Annotated in this window: 18 protein-coding genes; 14 read left to right on the forward strand and 4 right to left on the reverse strand. The window is 65.3% G+C overall.

The genetic code is table 11. The features are described 5' to 3' along the window. The first annotated feature begins 331 nt into the window (after window positions 1-331). Window positions 332-1,444, forward strand: coding sequence for a hypothetical protein (locus EV650_RS27585; protein WP_134121884.1), 1,113 nt, complete (start codon window positions 332-334; stop codon window positions 1,442-1,444). A gap of 174 nt (window positions 1,445-1,618) precedes the next feature. Here the strand turns inward: EV650_RS27585 and EV650_RS27590 are convergent, their stop codons facing one another. Next, on the reverse strand, window positions 1,619-2,254 hold the full coding sequence (locus tag EV650_RS27590; RefSeq protein WP_166678293.1) for an SMI1/KNR4 family protein: 636 nt from the start codon (window positions 2,252-2,254) through the stop codon (window positions 1,619-1,621). On the opposite strand from EV650_RS27590, the gene EV650_RS41165 reads away from it, so the two are divergent. Beyond that, window positions 2,154-3,104, forward strand: a complete 951-nt coding sequence (locus EV650_RS41165; RefSeq protein WP_134121886.1) for a chloramphenicol phosphotransferase CPT family protein — start codon at window positions 2,154-2,156, stop codon at window positions 3,102-3,104. The genes EV650_RS27590 and EV650_RS41165 overlap by 101 nt on opposite strands. A gap of 64 nt (window positions 3,105-3,168) precedes the next feature. On the opposite strand, the gene EV650_RS27600 is transcribed toward EV650_RS41165, so the two are convergent. Continuing rightward, complete coding sequence (locus tag EV650_RS27600; RefSeq protein ID WP_134121887.1) at window positions 3,169-4,077, reverse strand: NADP-dependent oxidoreductase; 909 nt, start codon at window positions 4,075-4,077, stop codon at window positions 3,169-3,171. A 193-nt stretch (window positions 4,078-4,270) separates the two neighbouring features. Here EV650_RS27600 and EV650_RS27605 point away from each other — a divergent pair, with 193 nt between their 5' ends. The 4 genes from EV650_RS27605 to EV650_RS27620 all read left to right on the forward strand — a co-directional run bounded on the left by EV650_RS27605 (window position 4,271) and on the right by EV650_RS27620 (window position 11,462). Beyond that, window positions 4,271-8,947, forward strand: coding sequence for an excinuclease ABC subunit UvrA (locus EV650_RS27605; RefSeq protein WP_134121888.1), 4,677 nt, complete (start codon window positions 4,271-4,273; stop codon window positions 8,945-8,947). Continuing rightward, window positions 8,944-9,924 carry a hypothetical protein gene (locus tag EV650_RS27610; RefSeq protein ID WP_134121889.1) on the forward strand — a complete coding sequence of 327 codons (981 nt, stop codon included), beginning with the start codon at window positions 8,944-8,946 and terminating at the stop codon, window positions 9,922-9,924. The genes EV650_RS27605 and EV650_RS27610 overlap by 4 nt, the downstream gene beginning before the upstream one ends. Before the next feature lie 308 nt (window positions 9,925-10,232). Continuing rightward, a complete protein-coding gene (locus tag EV650_RS27615; protein ID WP_134121890.1) occupies window positions 10,233-11,021 on the forward strand; it encodes a hypothetical protein in 789 nt (262 codons plus the stop codon). A 255-nt stretch (window positions 11,022-11,276) separates the two neighbouring features. Beyond that, the gene (locus EV650_RS27620; protein ID WP_134121891.1) at window positions 11,277-11,462 is read left to right on the forward strand and encodes a hypothetical protein; all 186 of its coding nucleotides are present in this window, start codon (window positions 11,277-11,279) and stop codon (window positions 11,460-11,462) included. A gap of 20 nt (window positions 11,463-11,482) precedes the next feature. On the opposite strand, the gene EV650_RS27625 is transcribed toward EV650_RS27620, so the two are convergent. Beyond that, window positions 11,483-13,147, reverse strand: coding sequence for an SIR2 family protein (locus tag EV650_RS27625; RefSeq protein ID WP_134121892.1), 1,665 nt, complete (start codon window positions 13,145-13,147; stop codon window positions 11,483-11,485). 970 nt (window positions 13,148-14,117) lie between these two features. Between EV650_RS27625 and EV650_RS27630 the strand changes: the two genes are divergently transcribed. The 3 genes from EV650_RS27630 (at window position 14,118) to EV650_RS27640 (ending at window position 16,404) form a co-directional block, all read left to right on the forward strand. Continuing rightward, window positions 14,118-14,783: a Type 1 glutamine amidotransferase-like domain-containing protein gene (locus EV650_RS27630; RefSeq protein WP_134121893.1), complete on the forward strand. Its 666-nt coding sequence runs from the start codon at window positions 14,118-14,120 to the stop codon at window positions 14,781-14,783. A 217-nt stretch (window positions 14,784-15,000) separates the two neighbouring features. Further along, a complete protein-coding gene (locus EV650_RS27635) occupies window positions 15,001-15,855 on the forward strand; it encodes an alpha/beta fold hydrolase (protein ID WP_134121894.1) in 855 nt (284 codons plus the stop codon). A gap of 108 nt (window positions 15,856-15,963) precedes the next feature. Next, entirely contained in the window at window positions 15,964-16,404 is a 441-nt protein-coding gene (locus EV650_RS27640) for a VOC family protein (protein WP_134121895.1), read from the forward strand. Between the two features lie 22 nt (window positions 16,405-16,426). On the opposite strand, the gene EV650_RS27645 is transcribed toward EV650_RS27640, so the two are convergent. Continuing rightward, window positions 16,427-17,020 carry a TIGR03086 family metal-binding protein gene (locus EV650_RS27645; protein ID WP_134121896.1) on the reverse strand — a complete coding sequence of 198 codons (594 nt, stop codon included), beginning with the start codon at window positions 17,018-17,020 and terminating at the stop codon, window positions 16,427-16,429. 52 nt (window positions 17,021-17,072) lie between these two features. On the opposite strand from EV650_RS27645, the gene EV650_RS27650 reads away from it, so the two are divergent. The 5 genes from EV650_RS27650 (at window position 17,073) to EV650_RS27670 (ending at window position 20,078) form a co-directional block, all read left to right on the forward strand. After that, on the forward strand, window positions 17,073-17,492 hold the full coding sequence (locus tag EV650_RS27650) for a MarR family winged helix-turn-helix transcriptional regulator (protein WP_134121897.1): 420 nt from the start codon (window positions 17,073-17,075) through the stop codon (window positions 17,490-17,492). 63 nt (window positions 17,493-17,555) lie between these two features. Next, window positions 17,556-18,383: a hypothetical protein gene (locus EV650_RS27655; RefSeq protein ID WP_134121898.1), complete on the forward strand. Its 828-nt coding sequence runs from the start codon at window positions 17,556-17,558 to the stop codon at window positions 18,381-18,383. 67 nt (window positions 18,384-18,450) lie between these two features. Next, window positions 18,451-18,882 (forward strand): DoxX family protein, encoded by a 432-nt coding sequence (locus EV650_RS27660; RefSeq protein ID WP_238174482.1) that lies wholly within the window; start codon window positions 18,451-18,453, stop codon window positions 18,880-18,882. A 27-nt stretch (window positions 18,883-18,909) separates the two neighbouring features. Continuing rightward, window positions 18,910-19,419, forward strand: coding sequence for a sigma-70 family RNA polymerase sigma factor (locus EV650_RS27665; RefSeq protein WP_134121899.1), 510 nt, complete (start codon window positions 18,910-18,912; stop codon window positions 19,417-19,419). Then, window positions 19,416-20,078 carry an anti-sigma factor family protein gene (locus EV650_RS27670; RefSeq protein ID WP_134121900.1) on the forward strand — a complete coding sequence of 221 codons (663 nt, stop codon included), beginning with the start codon at window positions 19,416-19,418 and terminating at the stop codon, window positions 20,076-20,078. The genes EV650_RS27665 and EV650_RS27670 overlap by 4 nt, the downstream gene beginning before the upstream one ends. Window positions 20,079-20,142 lie beyond the last annotated feature (64 nt).

The following is a 20,142-nucleotide window of genomic DNA, read 5'->3' on the forward strand; positions in this document are numbered from 1 at the left end:
CGGCCACCGGGTTGGTGGTGTGCCTACGGCTTCCGGAGAGTCGACGATCGCTCGCCGTTGTGCGACGCCTCGCATCGTTCTCGGGTTGGCCGATCTTCGGCTCGGCCGGGCGTTTAGCTCCCATCGACTGCCGACGGTGGATGGAGCGCCTTGAGTCGCCTCATACGGGTGAGGTGGAGCTAAGTCGTACGAATCGGCCTAACATGGCGGCTCGGCTCGACATCCGTCGACTCGTGTTCTGATTGCTGCTCTACCGTATTGAGACGCCAGCGGGGGGTCGACCGAACCCCGGCGAGCTGGCTATCCGGTGGATCGCTGGGGGGAACCAGCTATGACCGAAACTCCGATTGGCGTGGGCGACTCCGACGACGATGCCGCGCGAGCGGCCGTTGAGCGGGACCGGGACGAGCTGCGGGAGTTCGTCAAGGAGCTGAACGTCGACGACGTCAAGTCAGGCGACTGGTTCTCGAGGCTTGTCGCCCATGCTTTGAGCTCCTACTCCAACAAGGTCGACTGGCAGTACTTCCAGGAGAAGTACAAGGGTGTGCCCGCGGACGGCATCGTCAAACAACGGATCACGATGGCATCGCGGTACGCCGCGCTCGAAGGCGGGCTCTCCGCCGGGGCATATTCGGCAGCCGTCGCCGCCACCATCGGCAGCGTCGGCGGGGCGTCGCCGCTGACCCTGCCTGTCGCCGCTGTGACGTTCATGGTCGACCTCGCCTACATCACCCAGCTTCAGCTGCGCCTGGCCTATGACATCTCCGTGCTCTATCGGATCCCGCTGGATCTGGACGACCCCGACGACATGTGGAAGCTCATTCGCGTAGCTTTCACGATCAAGGCTGGGGAAGTCGCGCGGGAGGGCGTCACCAAATCTGTCCCGTTCGTCGTTCGCCCGTTGATCAAGCAGTTCTACGCCAAGAACGTCCTTGCCACGGCGAAAGCGCTTCCTGTCGTCGGGAAGTACCTGTTGCAACGAAATGCCATCAAGATCGGCATTCCCCTGGTCGGAATCCCACTCTCCGTCGTGCTGAACCGTTACACGACACTGGTCGCGGGTCTGCACGCGCAAGCCATCTTCCGTAACGAAGCCCGGGTGATCGAGCTGGCCGAGAGGCTGAGTAGCTCGAGCCGGTACCCGCAGCTGATGCTGTGGGTCGCGTGGCTCGTCATCACAGCGGACAAGATCAGCGACGACGAGACGCTGCTGATGAAGCACCTGGTGAGAGTCGTGCGCGATCAGCATCAAGTGGTCGACGAGCAGCTCGCCAACGTCATCGACATCGACCCCGGCGATGTGTGGAAACGTCTGGACGCCGAGTCCGGAGACCTGACCGAGCTCCTCGACGTCGCCGACCGGGTCGCCACCGTAGACGGCGACATCACCGCGCGGGAGAAAGAAGTCATTGCCGACCTTCGTTCTCGCTGTCGTCGAGCTTGAGGCAGCCTTGCGATGTTGTGTGATCCTGGGCGGTCTGCCCCTGGCGCATGAGCTGTCCGGCGAGGTAGTAGTCGACCGCCGCACAACCACCGGGTCAGAAGGCGGTGCCGGCCGGGCCGCGCCGTCGATGGTCGGCGGTGACCAGGCGCCTCCTTCAGCGGCCTGGAACGGGCTCTAGGTCGCGGACCATCGCAGGTACCCCTCGTCCACCTCTGCCAATTGTGGGGAATGCCGCTGGGCCGGCCACACGGCCCCGTTTGCGTAGGCTTGGAGGGCGGGACGTCCTTCGGTGAGCGCACTCGCGACGTCGTCGATCATCTCGCCGACGCTGGCCCACCACGGCGCCGACGCTCCGCCTCCCTCGGCGTACCACTCCCAAACGCACCCGAACTGGTCGCCATCGCGCAAGTCGACGTACAGGAGACCGGCGTCAGCCGCGTCGGCGATCGGCAGGAAGGTATCAAGCCAGTCCGTTGTCGGGCTCCCAGCCGGTTCGCTATCTCCTCGCCGGGGGCCGGAACCGACGATGCGACGCTCGATCTCTTGCAGCATCTGCCTGATCGACAGCATGTCCATCACCGGGACAAGGTTGTAGAGCGTCGGGATGAGCGATCCCCGGACCGCCCGGTGCTCCGTGCCGTTGGCGAGCTCGAGCAGTTCGACCAAGTCAGCCGGGAGCGGACGATTGATCGCGGCCTGGAGGTAGCGGATGTCGACAGCCGTCGCGGGCGGGTTGACGAGCGCAGCCGTAGTCGGGTGGTTGGCGGCAAGCCAGTCAACGATCCGCGACCAGGATCTGGCAACGGTCACCAGAGCGTCCCGGCCAGGTCCTGTGCAACATTCGGGCGACGGACGGACTGCGGGCGAAACATGTGCCGCAGTTGTGCGCTCGCCCTCAGTGCGTTCTGAACCGCAGGCTTGGTACGAGTTGGTGCACTACGCCGACGTCCGGCGCTTCGTGCATGGCGTTCCATGGCTGGCTCATCGTTCGTGGGGGCACTTTCGTTTCAGTACCCGAACCGGCAATTGTCGAAGCTACGGCGAGACGCCTGCCCGGACTGCGCGTCATAATCGTGTGGTGACGCGAACCTCTGTTCCTTCGGTCATCTTTCTTAATGGGGCCTCGTCTTCTGGTAAGACGACTCTGGGGAGAGCGCTGCAGGACTCTTTGGATGGGCCGTATTTGTTGATGGGGTTGGACACGTGCTTTGCGATGGTTCCGGCTCAGTGGGCTGGTGGTTCGATGGGGGTTCATCGGGCGGAGGGGTTCCGGTACGTCGACCTGCCGGACGAGGGCGGCAGGCCTGTGTCTGGGATCTCGTACGGGGCGGTCGGGCTGCGCATGCTCGAGGGGTTTCATCGGGCTGTGCGTGAGTTTGTGCGAGCGGGGAACCCTGTCATCGTCGACGAGGTGATGCTGGGACCCGAGGTGCGGGATCACTGGTTCGCGACTCTCGCGGGGATCGACGTTGTCTCGGTGGGGGTTCGCTGCGATCTCGAGGAACTCGAGCGTCGAGAGGGTGCGCGAAAGGGCCGTGCGGGGCTCGCTCGGTGGTCTGAGGAGCGCGTGCACGAGGGGATGACCTATGACCTCTGGGTGGACACGACCGTCCAAGGCGCGGAAGCGTGCGCACATCAGATCTTGGCAGCCGCACGCTGAGTCCGACCAACCTGCGTGATCCCTACGAGTCCCACGAGCCCGATCAGGCGGGTAATGGCGCCCGCTATTTCAGCTTGATGATGGTTCTGCCTCGGGTGTGCTCTGCGAAAGTGGTTGGGACCGCACTCAGGTCGCCGATGGTTGTGATGAGGGGTGTGAGTTTGCCTTCGCGTAGGCGGGTGGCTAGCTGAGACGTCTGGGTGCGGCTGGGTTCTACTACGAAGAAGATTGCGGTGGCGCCGGGAGGTTGGTTGGTTGGGGGGTCGGCGACTGTTACTAGGGTGCCGCCGGGGCGTAGGAGGGTGGTGGAGCGGTCGCGGATTTCGCCGCCGATTACGTCGAAGACCACGTCGACCTCGCCGGCGTCTTCTAGGCGGTCGTTCTCCAGGTCTAGGAACTCGTGGGTGCCCAGGGTGGTGGCCAGGTCGCGGTCGGCGGCCCGGCCGGTGCCGATGATGTGGGCTCCGGTCTCGCGGGCGAGTTGTACGGCGACTGAGCCGACGGAGCCGCCGGCGCCGTGGATGAGGACGGTTTGGCCTGCTTGTAGGTGAGCGTGGTCGAACAGCGCTTGCCACGCCGTCAGACCGGGCATCACCGCGGCAGCTGCGGTCACGTGGTCGATGTCGGCGGGGAGCGGAGCCAGGTTGCGTGCCTCCACGGCGGCGTACTCGGCGAGCGAACCGTTGCGGGCCCAGTCGGTCAGCCCGAAGACCCGCTGGCCGATCGTGAGACCGGTGGTGCCGTAGCCGAGTTCGACGACTACGCCGGACACTTCGTGGCCGAGGACACTTGGCGTGCGGGCGCGGCCGGCGCGGTCGGTCCAGGTACTGGGCCAGTCCGGCTCGGTGCGGAGGAAGCCGGCGGCGTGGACCTCGACGATGACGTCGTTCTCGGCGGCGCGGGGGTGGGGCAGCTCGGTCAGGGACAGTCCGTAGTCGTCGGCCTCGCGGTCCCGGACAGTGATGGCACGCATGACGATCCTTTGCAGTGGTCGATGATGGTTCAACTCGACCGTAGGCAGCAGCGGCCCACGATCGCTAGGCCATTCGGACCCGGTTTCGATGGGCCATCTGGGCGGGTGATCGGCCCAAGTACTCGGCAGCGGCAGGAGAGCAAGGGGAGCAGAGTCGTGTTCCGGTGGTACGGGGGGCTGCGAGGATGGCGGGGTGGATCGCCGTATCGCGGGAGATGGTGAGCTCGGGAGTGAGCGGGTTCTCGAGGTGTGGGGTGCGGGGGAGCACAATCTTCGTGGTGTGGATGTGGCGTTCGGGCCGGGGCTGACGGCTGTTGTTGGGGTTTCGGGGTCGGGGAAGTCGTCGTTGGCGTTTGATGTGGTTTATGCCGAGGCGCGTCGGCGGTTCGTCGAGTCGTTGGCGCTTGGCGGAAACGCAAAGCGGGTTCCTGCTGCGCAGGTACGGCGTATTGACGGTCTAGGCCCGGCGGTCGCAGTTGCCCAGAACGTCCTCAACCGCAACCCGGCCTCGACTGTGGCCACCTCGGTCGGGCTGCACCCGTTCCTACGGATCCTGTACTCACGGTTTGCCGAGGTCGAATGCCCCCGCTGCCACGTACCGGTACGGGCGCTGCCCGCCGAGGAGCGCCTCACCACCGCGCTCGACCTGCTCGCTAGCAACGACACGCTCGACGTCGATGTCGCGATCGTGCGAGGGCTGGTGGGAAGTCACGCACGTCTGCTCGCAGGTATGCGAGGCCAGTTCACCGTCGACGGCCGTCCGTGGTCGAAAGCACTCCACCTCGACCCGGCGCTGCCTCACGACATCGTCGTACGCGTAGCGACTCTTCGGTCCGACCAGTCGGCTGCCGAGGTTCGGTCGACTCTGGAGCGGGCTGACGCGTTGGGCAGACCCGAGGTCCTGCTCGGCGGTACGCCGGTACTGCGAGCGCCGATCTGCCCGCAATGCGGCGCCTGGGTCCGGCCACTCGCACCGTCAGCGTTTCGCGGTGACAACGACACCTCGTCGCACCGCATCGCCGGCACCACGTTCCAGGAGCTGATCGGTCGATCGGTGACCGAGGTCCTCGAATTCGTTCAGCGGCTCCCACCCGCGTCGCGACGCATCCAAGACGAGTTGCTGCGCAGACTGCGTCCTCTGCAAGAGCTCGGCCTTGGCTACCTCGCCCTCGACAGATCGATGCCGACGCTGTCGCGCGGTGAGGCGCAACGTACGAGGCTCGCAGTCGTACTCTCGGGGCGTCTAGAAGACCTGCTGCACGTGCTCGACGAGCCGACAATCGGCTTGCACCACAGCGATCTCAGCCGCCTGCTAGACGCAATCGTGGCGCTGCCCGGCCCCGTGCTGATGGTCGAACACGACCCGCTGGCCGTCGCGATGGCCGACGACGTCGTGGAGATCGGCCCCGGCGGTGGAGACGGCGGGGGACGGCTGGTGTTTCAAGGCCCGCCGGCAGATCTCTGGAAGGCCAACACGGCGTCGGGCATCAGCTTCTCTACCGGCGTACGTCGGGATCGACCGCGGCGCCCGCTGTCCGACGACCGGATCCGCGTCACCGGGGCGAGCCTGCGCAACCTCCGTAGCGTCGACTGCGAGGTCCCGCTTGGATCGCTGACGGTCATCACCGGGCCGTCAGGTGCAGGCAAGACCACTCTCAGCCACGAAGTACTGCTGGCGTCTTTGCGCGAACGCGAGCCCGTCGGATGCACGACGTTCGACGCACCAGTGATGCGGGCGAGGGCGGTGGATCAGGCGCCCTTGGGCAACAACCCTCGCTCGAATCCGGCGACGTACACCAAGGTGCTCGACCGGATCCGTGACGTCTTCGCGAGCGAGACCGGACGCCCCGCATCGGACTTCACCTTCAACCGGACCGAGGGTGCGTGCCCGGACTGCGAGGGGATGGGATCGGTTGCCATCGGCATGAGTTATCTGGCGCCGATCTGGGTTCCGTGCGAGGCCTGCGACGGCGAGCGGTTCCGGCCCGAGGTGCTCGAAGCGACCTGGGCGGGTCGGTCGATCGCCGAGGTAATGGCGCTGAGCGTTGACGAGGCCAGCACTGTGTTCGTCGATCACCCGCCGGTGATCCGCATCCTGCAATCCTTGCAGGAGGTCGGATTGGGATATCTGAGCCTTGGGCAACCATCTCCGAGCCTTTCCGGTGGCGAGGCCCAACGTGTTCGGCTGGCCCGCGAGGTGGCCAAGGCGCGCAGCGGTGATCTCGTACTGCTCGATGAGCCCACGACAGGTTTGCACCCAGGTGACCTCGACCGGCTGCTCGCAGTACTCGATCGGCTGACAGACAACGGCTGCACGGTGGTCGTCGTCGAGCATCAGCCGGACGTGATCGCCGCCGCCGATTGGCAGATCGACCTAGGCCCGGGCGGTGGCCCTGATGGCGGACGTCTGCAGCACTGCGGGCCGCCGCTTGCCGAGAAGCGGCCCCGCACAAGGCCGCGGGCGAAGCCGCGCACCAACCGGCGATCCAGTGATGCCGTCCGTGTTCGCGGCGCCCGCGCGCACAACCTGCAGGGTGTCGACGTCGACTTCGCCAAGGGCCGGTTCACCGTCGTCACAGGCGTATCGGGTTCCGGCAAGTCGTCGTTGGTCCACGACGTCGTCGAGTCCGAGGCGACCAGGCGGCTGCTGGAGTGCCTGTCGGTGTACGAGCGCCAGTCGGTCCGCGAGGGACCGGAGGCTCCGGTCGACTCGCTGACCGGGTTAGGTCCGACGATCAGCATCGACCCATCGGGCCGGGAGTTCGGCGCACGAGGGCCGGGATTCTACCTCTGGGATGCCGACCGGGTGACCGTTGGTCGGTCCACCGATCTCGACCGCCTGATCGCCGTGATCCTCGCCCGAGCAGGCGTTCGGCCCTGTCTTGCCTGCGGCAACGATGCAGTACGCCGTACTTCGCCGAAGCCGGAAGTAGCGTGGGTCTGCGGCGACTGCGGTACCGGCGCGGTGCCGATCGAGCCGCGACATCTGATGGGGTCGCCGGTGTCGACCTGTCCGCAGTGCCTGGGCCTCGGAGTCGAGCACGAGTTCGACTTCGCCAAACTGATCGTGGACCCGGATGTGCCCGTCTTCGACGGCGTCTTCGGCGGCCCGCTGGCCTGGTTCGGCACGACTCGCGGCGAGGAGCCGCCGATACGGTCGCTGGCTGAGCGCCACGGGTTCGACGTGGACCACACCCCCTGGAAGGCGTTGAGCGACGAGGCTCAACACGCCGTGCTGTACGGCGACGCGCACTGGCGCGGGCTGAACGCGTGGGCCGTCAACGACGTCGGGGGCGAGAACTCGACCGTGTTTCCGTGCCGGGAGTGCGGTGGCCAGCGGCTGCGTACGCCGTACCTGGCGATCCGTTTCGAGGGGCTCGGGAGGGATGAGCTCTTCTCAACCCCGCTGGCCAACCTGGAAGATCTCCTCGCTTCGATGGAAGAGCCCGGCGATCGACAGGCGGCGGAAGCTTGGACCACCGTGCTGCGTCGGCTCGGCTTCCTCCGTGCCATCGGGCTGGGCTACCTCGACCTGAACCGGACCACGTGGACGCTGTCGGCCGGCGAGGCGCAACGCATCAAACTGGCGTCGGTGCTCGGCGATGGACTGGTCGGTATGACGGTGCTGCTCGACGAACCCTCTCGAGGTCTGCATCCGTCGGACGTGACCGCCCTGGCCCGGACGCTGACCGAGTTGCGGGCCGCTGGCAACACCGTCATCGCGGTCGAGCACGACCCGATCGTCATTCGCGCGGCCGACGACGTGATCGAGATCGGCCCCGGTCCCGGGCGATCGGGCGGTCGCGTGGTCAGTCTGGACAGCCCGCAGTCGGTGACGCGGGCGGTTCTGGATGGACGGACTCCGCCGACGTACCGGGACCATCGTCGGGAGCCGACGGGTTGGATGCAGGTCAACGGAGCACGGGAGAACAACCTCGACGGACTCGATGTCCGCGTCCCACTCGGCGTACTCGTCGGCGTCTGCGGGGTGTCCGGGTCGGGCAAGTCCTCGCTCGTCGTCGACACGATCGCGCTGGGTCTGACCCGGCCGAAGACGAACATTCCTGGTAGCGGCGTGGTCCGCGTTCGGCCCGGCGAGTACGACGACCTTTCCGGTGCGCCCGGCCGAACGATCGTGGCTGATCAGTCCCGCGCCGAGATCGCTTCACCGGGGATGTTTCTCGGGCTGATTGGTGCCGTACGCAAGGAGCTTGCCCTTAGTGAGGCAGCCGTCGAGCAGGGCATCACGCTCAAGGATCTGACCTATCGCTGCGACGCTTGCAAGGGCAAAGGCATGTGGCAGCAGGACATGTCGTTCCTGCCGTCCGTGTGCCAGACCTGCGATGCCTGCGGCGGATCCGGGTACCGTCGCGAGATCGCAACCCTGCTCCAGCGGGGCCGGAGTCTCGCCGACATCGAGACCCTCACCATCGCCGAGCTGGTCGACGAGTGGGGTGACCTCGACGCGGTACGCCGGGTTGGCGGGGCCGCCGTCGAACTCGGGCTGGGCTACCTCGTCGTACGCCAGCCGGGGTGGAGCCTCTCGGGTGGCGAAGCGCAGCGGCTCAAGCTGGCCAAGGAGCTCGCTCGCCCGACCAAGGCAGCCGCCCTGTACGTGCTGGACGAACCGACCGTCGGCCTCCAAGCCACCGACGTTGCGGTCCTTGTCCGCGCGCTCGAAACGCTCGTTGCTGCTGGCAACAGTGTGCTCGTCGTCGAGCACGATCCGGCGTTCCTCGCGGCGTGTGATTGGCTCATCGAGCTCGGTCCGGGCGCAGGTCCGAACGGCGGCCGGATCGTCTTCGAGGGTGTGCCGGACGCTCTGGTCGACACCACCACCGCGCCCTATCTTCTTGAGGTGCTGCGATGAACATCGGCACCCTGTTGCTCGGAGATCCGTCGCCCTCGCTGCGGTGGCGGGCCGCCCGCGAATTGGAGGGCGCGACCGACGAGGACTTGGAGGTCATCGCGTGGCGCACCGAGATTGATCGGAGTGCGGAGATCGACGCGCTCGTCGCGCGGCTGGAAGCAGCCGAGCCCTACACTGCGGGCTACCTGCTTTGCCAGCTGGCCTATCTCGGATACCGCGGGCCCGCGGTGGAGGCTGCGGTCGAGAAGATCTTTGATGTCCAACAGGCGGATGGCTCGTGGTCGATCCCGCCTGCCGGCTCCGAAGGTCCTCGGTTCGTCACCATGCAGACCGTCGTACCGCTGCGCGGGATCGCTGCGGCCGGCTTCGCGGCTGATCCACGTGCTGAGCGTGCCTTCGAATGGCTTCTAGGCGTTCGTCTCCAGGACGGGTCCTGGCCGTCCGGCCCTAAAGCCGACCTCGGACAGCCCGGCCGGCCGACGCCGCCGGAGAAGGAGTACCGGCGGTTGGCTCGCGGGCTCGGTTGCCGATCGGCGACGACCGGCGCCGTTGCCTGCTTGGCGATGCATCCCGTACGACGACGGTCTGACGCCGCCCGGATCGGCGTCGACCACCTCCTTGCCCGCGAGACCCGGGACGCGTCGACCCTCGGTTGGGAGGTGTCTCGGCTGGTCGGGCTGGAGCGGGCGATGGGACAGGTCACGTTCTACGTCACCCACGACCTCGCCTTCCTACTCGACCTCGCCTCCCGCTGCGGCGTCTCCTTGCAGGACCGGCGGGTCCACGACCTGGTCGACTATTTGGAGACGCTGCGCGGCCCGTACGGCCTGTGGCAACACCCCACCCATCCACAGCTCGCCGGCTGGCTATCCCTCGACCTCGAGACCAGCCTCCGCCGCCTCAACGACGGCGACTGGATCGGCAACGAGCAGCCCGCCGCATCCACGCCGTACCCTCGCAGCCCGCGCCGGTACTGACCCGGTCTCGGAGGATCGAGCAAGCCAATCGCTGGATGATCCACAGCCGGCAGCACTGCAAGCAATCACATGGCCCAGAACCAGCTCATTCCGACCAAATCGCCAGCCTCACGATCAGCTCAATCCCGCTAAACCGTCCCACCGCCGTTAGCCCGAGGCACTTGGGCGTTGAGGCATGGACCTGGTCGGCTCGATCTGCCACCCTCACCTGAACGCTGTAGGCAACAACGGCACCGGCGCAAGCCGCCATGAGGTCAAGTCCTTCAGCACAATGAATTCGCCGCTGTCGCGACAGCGAGACGTATGGCGTGGAGGTAGCGGTGGGGGTTCTGTCACGGCTGCGCAAGGCCGGCCGAGATATCGGTGCAAACGTTCGCTCCGGTCGGCACATCGAGGCGTATGCCACCCTCGTGCTCGGAGTAGCTCTGATCGTGCTCAGCGTTCTTGACGTAGGAGATGACCGCTGGCTCTTCGCCGGCATCCTGGTTGGCATCAGCTTTCTTGTCTTTCACACGACTCTGACCGACACCCGGGCATCCATCGGCGTCGAGTTGCTGGATCGCGACTCCTTCACTCCGTTCTCCGACTTGCTCCACAACGTCGACGAACTGTGGGTTTACGGGCCAACGGCCAACAGCATCCTGGTCAACGTCGCCGACATTCGCCGCCACATCCTCGAACGGGCCGGCTCGGTCCGCTTCATCGTGCAGGACCCCGATCAGGTGGAAGCAGTTGAGGCGAGCAAGTTGCAGCTTGACGACAACCTGGACTTCCTCAGTTCGCTGCGTATCTCCGTCGGCACCCTCCGACGTCTGCAGGCCGGGTATCCCGAGCGAGTCCGCTACGCACTTCTGCCGATGAACCCCGGATTCAGCTTGCTGGTCGTCAACCCGCGCCGACATGACGGGTATCTCGTACTGGAGATGCAGGGGTTCAAAGACGACAACATCAACGATCGGATGCACATGGTGCTCGATCGCCAAGATGCCAGCCGATGGTTCACCTACTGGACCGATCGGTTCGACGCGATGTGGAGTGCCGCCGCGGAACAGTTCCCTGGCCCAGACTCAGTGAAAGCTGACACGCAGAATGCCTAGCGGCCCGACTGGGTTCATGACAGCCTGGAAAGGTTCGGCAGTTGGACACGCCGGGCCCTGGGTGCAGGGACCTAGGCCGCCCAAGCGATTCAATGGCTCCACGAGGCTGGCCGTCAAAAGAGACGGAGTGTGATGGGTGTGCTTACTTTGAGTTATTTGCCCCAGGGGGGCGCCCGCTCGCTCCGGCCGGCGATGAGCTGGGTGGCTCAGCGCCGAGCCGACGACGACCCGTCATGGCAACAGTAGGGGGATCCGATGACGAAGCCTGCAACATCGGAAAAGGGGAATCGTTCAACCACCTTCATGAGCCCGTCTCGCTTTCGCGAGAGCACCGAGTACATAAAGGGCGTGGATCGCCGCGAGGTGCTCAAGAAGGGCGGAATGCTTGAAGACGCGTTGCGCGAGCGTGAGGAGCAAGCAAAGAAGCCAGATCACAGTTGATTCATCGCGCCGATCTGGATCTATGGATGGTTTAGTTCGGCGATGGCCTCGTCGATTGGCCTCGAGAAATGATCGTCGGCGGCTCTCAACGGTTCGATAATACCTTTCGCAACGGTCCGCAACCGCGGCATGCAGGCACTTAGCTTGGTCTGACTTGCGTCTGAACTTAGCGATCCATCGGAACCGGACCTCGATGAGGCAAGAGTTATCACTCCGACTGGGACTTCTCCCTGCTTCTGCTCGTCGTACCAGATAGGTATGGACAAGAAAGATTTCCAGCGCCCTTTCTGGATCGGTGAGTGTGGCGGTGGCCATCGAGTCGGGTGTCCATTGCGAAACGCCATAACAGAGATGTACTCGTCGTCGGTTGGTATCACAGCCTCCCGCATGGAGTATGGGTCAAGCCACGGGCCCGTGGATGTTGCCCAGAGCTGCATGGTTCGCTTCTCGTTCGGCTTCCACCTGATCCACATTTCGATTTTTAAGGCCTCGCTGCTTGGGGCTCGCAATGTCAATCGTACGATGTCGAGGCCAAGGCGAAGAAGCTCGTGGCACGCGCGTTGGTGACCCTCCATGCCGTCTTTGTTCCGAAGGTCCCACCCGGACCACCACTTGGTCAAACGGGACCCGTACCGCATACTCGCCGCGTGCTCCTTGTACTCATTTGGGTCGGGCAACAGCGCTGCAGTTCGGACTTCTTCAAGGAATTGGGCGGAGTGAATATAGTAGTCATGGTAGATCGGCACGACATCGAGTTGATCGAACCGTTTGGTGGCTAGCCTGCGGTACTCGCGGTCCTTGAGCTCCGGCTTGTCCTGGGTGCAGACCAAGGCGTAGCGCTGAAACCCCAGGGATCTCGTACTGCGCAGGGCATTGACCAGCGGTGAATCCATCATCGACGTTCCCACAAATAGAGCGGACGACCGCCTGAGGAGTTCGCACAGCGCCCGTTCGGTGATGTCTGCTGTCGTGGTGTAGTCGGCTTCACTGACGACCGGATATCGCTCCAACTCGTCCGGATGGGCGGCGATCCGGCCATGCAAATGCACAAGATTCAGGCTTCCAGGCGAGAAGAACTTAGAGTTGACCCGCCGCAACCACCCTGCAGGCGTCGTGGAGTTCTTGTCGGACAACGGGTCCGAGGTCGTCGGATGGTGGATTGGCACCGGTCGCTTTGCCACTGGCTGACGGGCGATGACTTTGTCGTTCTGCCGAATTTCTTCGAGCGCCTCGAAAAGATAGTCGTCGTAGTTAGGTGTAACCAGACAGACGGACCGATCATTGCGATAGCTCACCATCGAGTACGCCAGGTATGCGATGTTCTGTGCCAATCGCCCATCGACCCAACTGCCACGGGAATAGATACGGTAGCGCAACATGTCCACCATGCGGTCGCGGGCATAATTTCCTGTCTGCCCGTACTCGACGCTGTCCTCGAACAGTTGCGCCGCGATCGACGCAGCTTGGAGATTGCCCAACTTGCGAATGATTAGATATCTGAGCTTGTCGTCCCGGACATTAGGCGCAAGTATGGTATCGACCATAGTCGCCCAGCTGAGCGTTGAGCGGTTGATTGTGATGCCCGCGCCGCCGTAAATGCATATGCGCTGCAGTTGGGCAATCTCGACGATCAGATCCCGGATCTCGCGTCGATGGAAGAACGGATCCTCGTCAATAGATGTCAACTCGAGCTCCCTAGGATCGCTTGGGGCCCGAATTGTTTTGGAGTTTCGAGAACCACCAGCCCGTACAGTCGGTATGCCTTATCCGTGCGCATCGGTTTGCTGATACGTCGCCGGGCATACCCACGAACTGCCAGGCATTGCTCGATCGGCAGGCTCCGCGACCGTTGCTCGACCGATCCTGTGGCGTTTGCCGCATCGGCGCCCCCGGCTTTGCGCATCGCATCCATGCATCCCCCATCAAGGTCCCCACCCTGAGTTACGGAGGGTACGCGCCTGTTACCTGTTTGACCACTGTTCGTTAGCTCCAGTTTCCAAGGCGTGAGTGGCGGTCAGATCCAGGTGAAGGAGTCGCGATCACCAGCACTCTGCGAGGAACGCTCGCCACGGGCTCGATTCGCCCCGACGGCGCACCGAACTCGAATTCCCGAAGCCCCGTCGCTATGTGGCCCGCGCTAACTCGGGGGTAGTCCTTGACCGACCACCGCCGCGAAGCTCAGTGGTTTCGAGGTTCACAGCCCAAGCCGCAGAATCCGTGGTTGTCGCTTCGAGTCCCCAAACCCCCAGGTCAAGGCAGACGTGCCTGCGATGACCGTTATTGAGCTCACGCTGCCCTACCTTTTCGTCGCGTGGCCCTTTCCGTCGGGCCGGCGCTGAGCACTTCGCCCATCGCCTAATGACCTGCGGGTTCGTCCCGCTCAACAGAAGCGACGGTTCCTGTGATCCGCGAGCAGGTCATCGACACAGTCCGTCGGCTGATCTGCGACAGGCCAGATATCCGGCGACCAACTGTGAGATGCCGAACGGACGGATCTGCCGACAGGTGCGCGGATGTGGAGGGGCTGCTGAATCTTCTGGTGGAGGTGTCGGATCTGGGGGTTGGCGTTCGTTGGGCAAGTGGATGGCGGCCGGCGGATAGGGAGTCAGGCATGATTCGTTCGATGAATACGTCGTACTTAGGTCGGGAGGGTTTGTGAAGCTGCTGCTTACGTCCGGGGGCGTTACGAACGGGAGTATCCGCGCGGCGCTGGTTGAGATGTTGGGGAAGACGATCTCCGAGTGTCGGGCGCTCTGCATCCCCACGGCGCAGTGGGGTCACCCGATGTTGGGGCCTGCGACGGTGCGGAAGTTCATCACCGGCGAGCCTCCGTGGCACCTGTCCAGCATGGGCTGGAAGTCCGTCGGCGTTCTGGAGCTCACCGCGCTGCCCAGTATCGGCGAGGAGCGGTGGGTGCCGTGGGTCCGCGAGGCGGACGTGCTGCTGGTGGACGGAGGCGAAGCGACGTACCTGAACCACTGGATGCGCGAGTCGGGGCTGGCGGACCTCATGCCGTCGCTGCCCGAGACGGTCTGGTTGGGGATGAGCGCCGGCAGCATGGTGATGACACCGCGGACCGGTGACGACTTCGTCCACTGGCCTTCCGCGCCGGACGACCGCATGCTCGGCGTCGTCGACTTCTCGATCTTCCCGCACCTGGACCACGAGGACATGCCGGAGAACACCTTGGGCGACGCGGAGAACTGGGCCGCCGACATCGGAGTTCCGTCGTACGCCATCGACGACCAAACCGCCATCAAGGTCACCGACGGCACCATCGAAGTCATCTCCGAAGGCCACTGGAAGGCCTTCCCCGCCTAACCGCCGTTTGCGACCGTACGGCGATGTCATCATGAGCGGATGTGGCGTGCGGGGACTTTCGGGATGGGCCCTGGTATGACTCATGGTCAGCGCGACAGCGGGTGCTGAAGCGATGAGGCCGCCGAGCGCATTGTCCGCGGCGCGGGTGGGCGGGGCGTGGTGGACTGACTGCAGTTTCGTCGGTTGCTGGCGGGGTTGAGTGGATGGGGGACGTGTCATGCAGGAGGGGGCGTCGGACGGGCGGACGAGGGTTGTGGCGACGCCGGACGGGCGGCGGCTGGGGGTTTGTGTTTGGGGGGATCCGGGTGGGGCGCCGGTGTTCTGGTTGCATGGGACTCCGGGGAGTCGGTTGCTGCGCGAGCCGGGTGCCAGCTATGCGGACAACCACCTCCGGGTGTTCACCTATGACCGGCCTGGGTACGGGCTGTCTACGCGGGTTCGGGGTCGGCGGGTCGTGGATGTGGCGTTCGACGTTCGTACGATCGCGGATGCGTTCGGGCTCGAACAGTTCGGGGTTGCTGGTGTCTCGGGTGGGGCCTCCGCGACGCTGGCCGCGGCGGCACTGCTGCCGGATCGCGTGAGCCGCTGCGCGATCGTTGTCGGACCGGCGCCCGTTTCCGCCGAAGGGCTCGATTTCTATGGCGGTATGGATGAGGAGAGCCGCGCCGGTTGGCGCCATGCGATACAGGGTGAGGTGTCGCTGGAGACCGACTGGCAGGCGATGAAGGACTGGCTCGATGACGGCATGCCGGGGCTGGAGGTTTCGGCCGGCGACCGGGTGATGTTGGCGGAAGCTTTCGGCGAGTCCACCCGTCAGGGTTCAGCCGGGTACGTCGATGACTTCCTGTCTCTCGCCGGCGACTGGGGGCTTTCTCTTGCGGCTGTCCAGGTCCCCACCCGAATCATGGTGGCGCGCGACGATACGTCGGTACCGGTCGCGCACGGGGAGTGGTTTGCGCGGCATCTACCGCGGTCCGAGTTGGTGTACGTCGATGGCGGTCACTTCGGCCCCCGCGATGAGGCCGAAGAGCAGCTGATGACCTGGGTCGGACACGGCAAGACCTCAATCTGAGAGTGACGTGCGGCGTGTTGCCGCTAGCAACAAATGACACGGCGGACGAATTGTCGGTGGCCGTGGGCATACTGGCGGCGTCCTGTTGCCGGCGGTGAGGAGAGACAGATGGGTGTGGCGTTTCAGTTGGTGGTTGACTGCGCTGATTCTGATGTGCTGGCGCGGTTTTGGGCTGCTGCGCTGCGGTATGACGTTGCGCCGGCGCCGGCTGGGTTCGATAGCTGGAACGACTTTTATCGTCGGTTGGGGGTGGCTGAGGAGGACCTGGTTGACGGGGTAGACAGGATCAGTGACCCCGAGGGGCGCGGGCCGGATGTCTGGTTCCATGTCGTGTCGGAGGACAAGGTGGTGAAGAACCGGCTGCATCTGGATATCCATGCCAGTGGGGAGTGGTCGGATCCGTTTGAGGATCGGGTTCGGCGGGTTGACGCGGAGGCGGCGAGGCTGGCGGAGTTGGGCGCCACCATTACCGGGCCGTTCGAGGAAGGGCTGGATCACTACGCGGTGGGGATGAAGGACCCGGAAGGGAACGAGTTCGACATCAACTGACTGTGAGTGCCGGGGGCTGCGGTCAGTTTGGCCAGGTGGGGTTGCGGCCTAGGTAGGCGACGATCTGGTCGAGGGGGTTGTCGCCGGACCAGGGGATGTCCGCAGCGAAGGCGGTGCCTGGTGCGCGGCGGACGTCGCCGGTGGGGACTACCTGGGCTACTGAGTGGGCGGCCTCGAGGGTGGCGGGGGTGAAGGTAATCGGCTTGCCGAGGGACTTTGCGACGTCCCAGCTGTGGACGATGTAGTCGATGAAGTGGAAGCTGATGGCCTGGGCGCCGGGGAAGGCGGCGTTCGGGCCGAACTCGTGGAGTGCGAAAGTGCGGTCCGTGACACCGGGCTCGGCGAATGCTTCCAGGACGTGCTCGGCGGATTCGGTGTACGCCTTGACCGGGTTGTCGCCTAGGTCGAGGAGCTTCCAGATCGCGGGGTCGGACTCGCCGCGGGAGGCGGCGGCGAAGCCGTAGTGCTGGGTGGCCATGTGGGCGAGCAGACCGTACAGGGTCCAGGCCCGGCACGGGGTCGGCTTGGACAGGTCGGCGTCGGTGGCGGTGGAAACCAGCTCGATGCTGGTCCGGACGGCTTCGGCATCTAGTACGACGTAGTCTACGATAGGCATGTGCATATCGTAGGCGCTCGCATATAATTGCGCCAGTGCTACCTTTTCAGTTATGGCAACCGAGCGTCCCGATCTGGCGGCGATGCTGTATCCGCTGGTGCGGAAGCTGATCGCGATCGAAATGCCGGTGCTCGCCACGCACAACGTCTCGATGTGGGGCTACTCGGTGCTCACCGCCCTCGACGACACCCCGGTCCGTACTCAAGCTGCGCTCGCTGAGGCGATCGGGGCGGACAAGTCCCGCATCATCGGCACGCTCGACGAGCTTCAGCAGGCCGGCCTGATCGAGCGCACGCCCGACCCCGACGACCGGCGTGTGCGGCTGCTCTCGATCACCACCGAAGGCCGGCGGGTACGCCGTGCGGTCCGGAGGGGCATCCAGGCCCAGGAGCAGCAGGTCCTCGAATCACTCCCCTTGGTCGACCGCAAGACGTTCATCCGCATCCTGCAACAGCTGCACGCCTCACGCTGAGGGCGGAGGCCGTTCCCTCGCGCGGGTGATCCGGACTCGGTCGCGCCGCAACAGACTGGCCGCATGAGACGAGCGGTGCTGGTGTGGGCGGCGGCGTACGGCGGTGTGCGGATCTGGCTCGCGACGGGCCACGCGCCTGCCTGGAAGCTGCCTGGTAGTGATCTCTTCATCCCGAACTGGGTCGCAGCAGTCGGCTGTCTCGTCACGGCCCTGGCCGTGATCACGATTCGGCCGAGGTTGCTGTGGGTGCTCGCCGCCGGCTGGGCCGCCGCGGCGGGCTTCATCCTGCTCGACGTCGTCGCCGCCATCCTTCCGGGTCTCGGCATCCCGTTCGATCCGCTCGGAATGCTCAGCCGTCTCGGTGCTATCGCCGGCGCCGTACTGATCGGCTTGCTCGCCAGAGCTCATCAATCTCGCGCCACACCCTGGCCGCATTGGATCTCGACGGCGGGCGCATGTCTGGCGGTCGTCGGCTGCCTGACCAGGCTGGGTGCTCAGGCCGTGGTCGGATTCGGGCAGACGCCGTTCGGCGGCAATCAGTCGGTGATGCTCTTCGAGGGCGGCTTCCTGCTGGTCGGCACCGTCCTGCCCTTCTTGCTGGTCCACCCGATCGGGCGGCGGTTCCCGCGCTGGATGCTGCTGCTTCCGGGGTTCGTGATCGGCGCCGGCATGTCGGCGTACTTCGATGTCGGTCTGATTCAGATGATCGTCGCGGTGGCGCAGGGCGAACCGATCTTCGATGACATCGACCTGCCGGACAGCTTCTTCTGGGTCGCGGTCCCGGCGTACGCCGTCTGGGGAGCCGGTCTGCTGGCCGCGACCCGCGGGTACCAATTCGCGACCCGGAAGGCAACCGATTCGGAGTGTGATCTTCAAATCACGCAGCGTTGAACCAAGTAGAGCTCTCAATCGTTTGAACCATGCACATGACCAAACCCACCGCAAGGAGTGAGGCCCTGTGCAGGTGTTCGAGCGTTTTCAAAAAACTGAGCGTTTTCAAAGAGAAGGGATCGGCGTCTTCCGGATCGTCGTAGGGTTCCTGTTCGCCACCCACGGCGCGGCCGCGCTGTTCGGCGTACTCGGGACCGAGCAGGCCGGCCTGTTCGTCTGGCCGTCCTGGTGGGCGTCGCTGATCCAGGCGGTCGGCGGCGCGCTGGTGATGATCGGCCTCGGCACCCGGTACGCCGCGTTGCTGTGCTCGGGCTCGATGGCGTTCGCGTATTTCACCGTGCACCAGTCAGGTGCTTTGCTGCCCGTGCAGAATGGTGGCGAGAAAGCGGCGCTGTTCTGCTTCGCCTTCCTGCTGATCGCTGTCCTGGGCAACGGCGCCTGGTCGGTAGAACAGGCAGCGCGAACCGCACCACAGCAGGCGACCGCAGCAGCCGAGTAAGCGATGTCCGACAGAGCAGGAGCGCCGATGGCCGATGACCGGGCGGCCCTGCTGCGGGAGCTGCACGACGTGCACGCCCCTGCGCTGTGGCGGTTCGTCGTCCGGCTGACCGGCGACGACCGGCTGGCCGAGGACGTCGTACAGGAGACTCTGCTGCGGGCGTGGCGCCGGCCGCAGATCCTGTCCGAGGACGAGGCGGGAGCCCGGGCCTGGCTGTTCACGGTGGCGCGCAACCTGGTCATCGACGACCGGCGCAGCGCCCGGGTCAGCCGGGAGGTCGCCAGCGACGACCTCCCGGAGAACCCGAGTGCCGACCACGCGAACGCCGTACTGGACGCGTGGCTGGTGGCGGAATCGCTGGCACAGTTGTCGGAGGACCATCGGCAGGTGATCGTTCGTGCGTACTACGGACGCCGGACGGTCACCGACATCGCCGAGGAGCTGGACATCCCGTCGGGCACCGTGAAGTCACGCCTGCACTACGGACTACGCGCGCTCAAACTCGCGCTGCAGGAGAAGGGAGTGACCAGTCAGTGAGCGACTCGTACCGGGACTGGGATGCGGCGTACCTGCTCGGCGCGTTGTCGGCTAAAGAGCGGCGCGCGTACGAGGAGCACCTGCAGACCTGTGCCGAGTGCTCGGCGCAGGTGTCGTCCCTGGCCGGAGTGCCCGGGGCGCTGGCCGCGCTGCCTGCCGAGCGGGCGCTGGCCACCATCACCGCCGAACCGCCGAACCTGCTGCCCAGTCTGGTCCGCAGCGTCCAGCGCGACCGCCGCAAGCAGCGCGTCCGGCTCGGTGCGCTGATGACTGGTGTCGCGGTCGCTGCCGCCGCGGTCGGCGCGGTGATCGCGATCCCGCTGGCCCACGACGATCCGAAGGGCGATTACGTCGTACTCGCGCAGACCGTGTCGAGCAAGCTGTCCGCGGATGCCCGGCTGGTGCCGGAGCGCTGGGGTACGACGATCGAGATCAGCTGCCGGTACGACGAACTCGCGACGGCGAAGGAACGGGCCCGAGGCTACGAGTTGTATGTCACAGACTCCTCGGGCAAGGCCCAGCTGATCGCGAGCTGGACGTCCTCACCCGGTACGACGGTGAAGCCGGCGGCCACCACGAAGCTCCAGCGCAGCGAAATCCGTGCCCTGGACATCCGTAGCTCGGAAACCGGACGGGTTCTGCTCGCGGTTCACTTCTGAACACGAATGATCACCGCCCGCTGGGGCACTTGGGTGTCACGACCGGCGGTCACTCGAGAGGCCG

It is taken from the genome of Kribbella kalugense (assembly GCF_004365875.1).
Lineage (GTDB): Bacteria > Actinomycetota > Actinomycetes > Propionibacteriales > Kribbellaceae > Kribbella > Kribbella kalugense.

Excerpts from the sequence above, each read along its gene's own strand:
- EV650_RS27585 (WP_134121884.1), top strand. The coding sequence starts at position 332 with ATGACCGAAACTCCGATTGGCGTGGGCGACTCCGACGACGATGCCGCG.
- EV650_RS41165 (WP_134121886.1), top strand. The coding sequence starts at position 2,154 with ATGTCGACAGCCGTCGCGGGCGGGTTGACGAGCGCAGCCGTAGTCGGG.
- EV650_RS27600 (WP_134121887.1), bottom strand. The coding sequence starts at position 4,077 with ATGCGTGCCATCACTGTCCGGGACCGCGAGGCCGACGACTACGGACTG.
- EV650_RS27610 (WP_134121889.1), top strand. The coding sequence starts at position 8,944 with ATGAACATCGGCACCCTGTTGCTCGGAGATCCGTCGCCCTCGCTGCGG.
- EV650_RS27620 (WP_134121891.1), top strand. The coding sequence starts at position 11,277 with ATGACGAAGCCTGCAACATCGGAAAAGGGGAATCGTTCAACCACCTTC.
- EV650_RS27635 (WP_134121894.1), top strand. The coding sequence starts at position 15,001 with ATGCAGGAGGGGGCGTCGGACGGGCGGACGAGGGTTGTGGCGACGCCG.
- EV650_RS27640 (WP_134121895.1), top strand. The coding sequence starts at position 15,964 with ATGGGTGTGGCGTTTCAGTTGGTGGTTGACTGCGCTGATTCTGATGTG.
- EV650_RS27645 (WP_134121896.1), bottom strand. The coding sequence starts at position 17,020 with ATGCCTATCGTAGACTACGTCGTACTAGATGCCGAAGCCGTCCGGACC.
- EV650_RS27650 (WP_134121897.1), top strand. The coding sequence starts at position 17,073 with ATGGCAACCGAGCGTCCCGATCTGGCGGCGATGCTGTATCCGCTGGTG.
- EV650_RS27655 (WP_134121898.1), top strand. The coding sequence starts at position 17,556 with ATGAGACGAGCGGTGCTGGTGTGGGCGGCGGCGTACGGCGGTGTGCGG.
- EV650_RS27665 (WP_134121899.1), top strand. The coding sequence starts at position 18,910 with ATGGCCGATGACCGGGCGGCCCTGCTGCGGGAGCTGCACGACGTGCAC.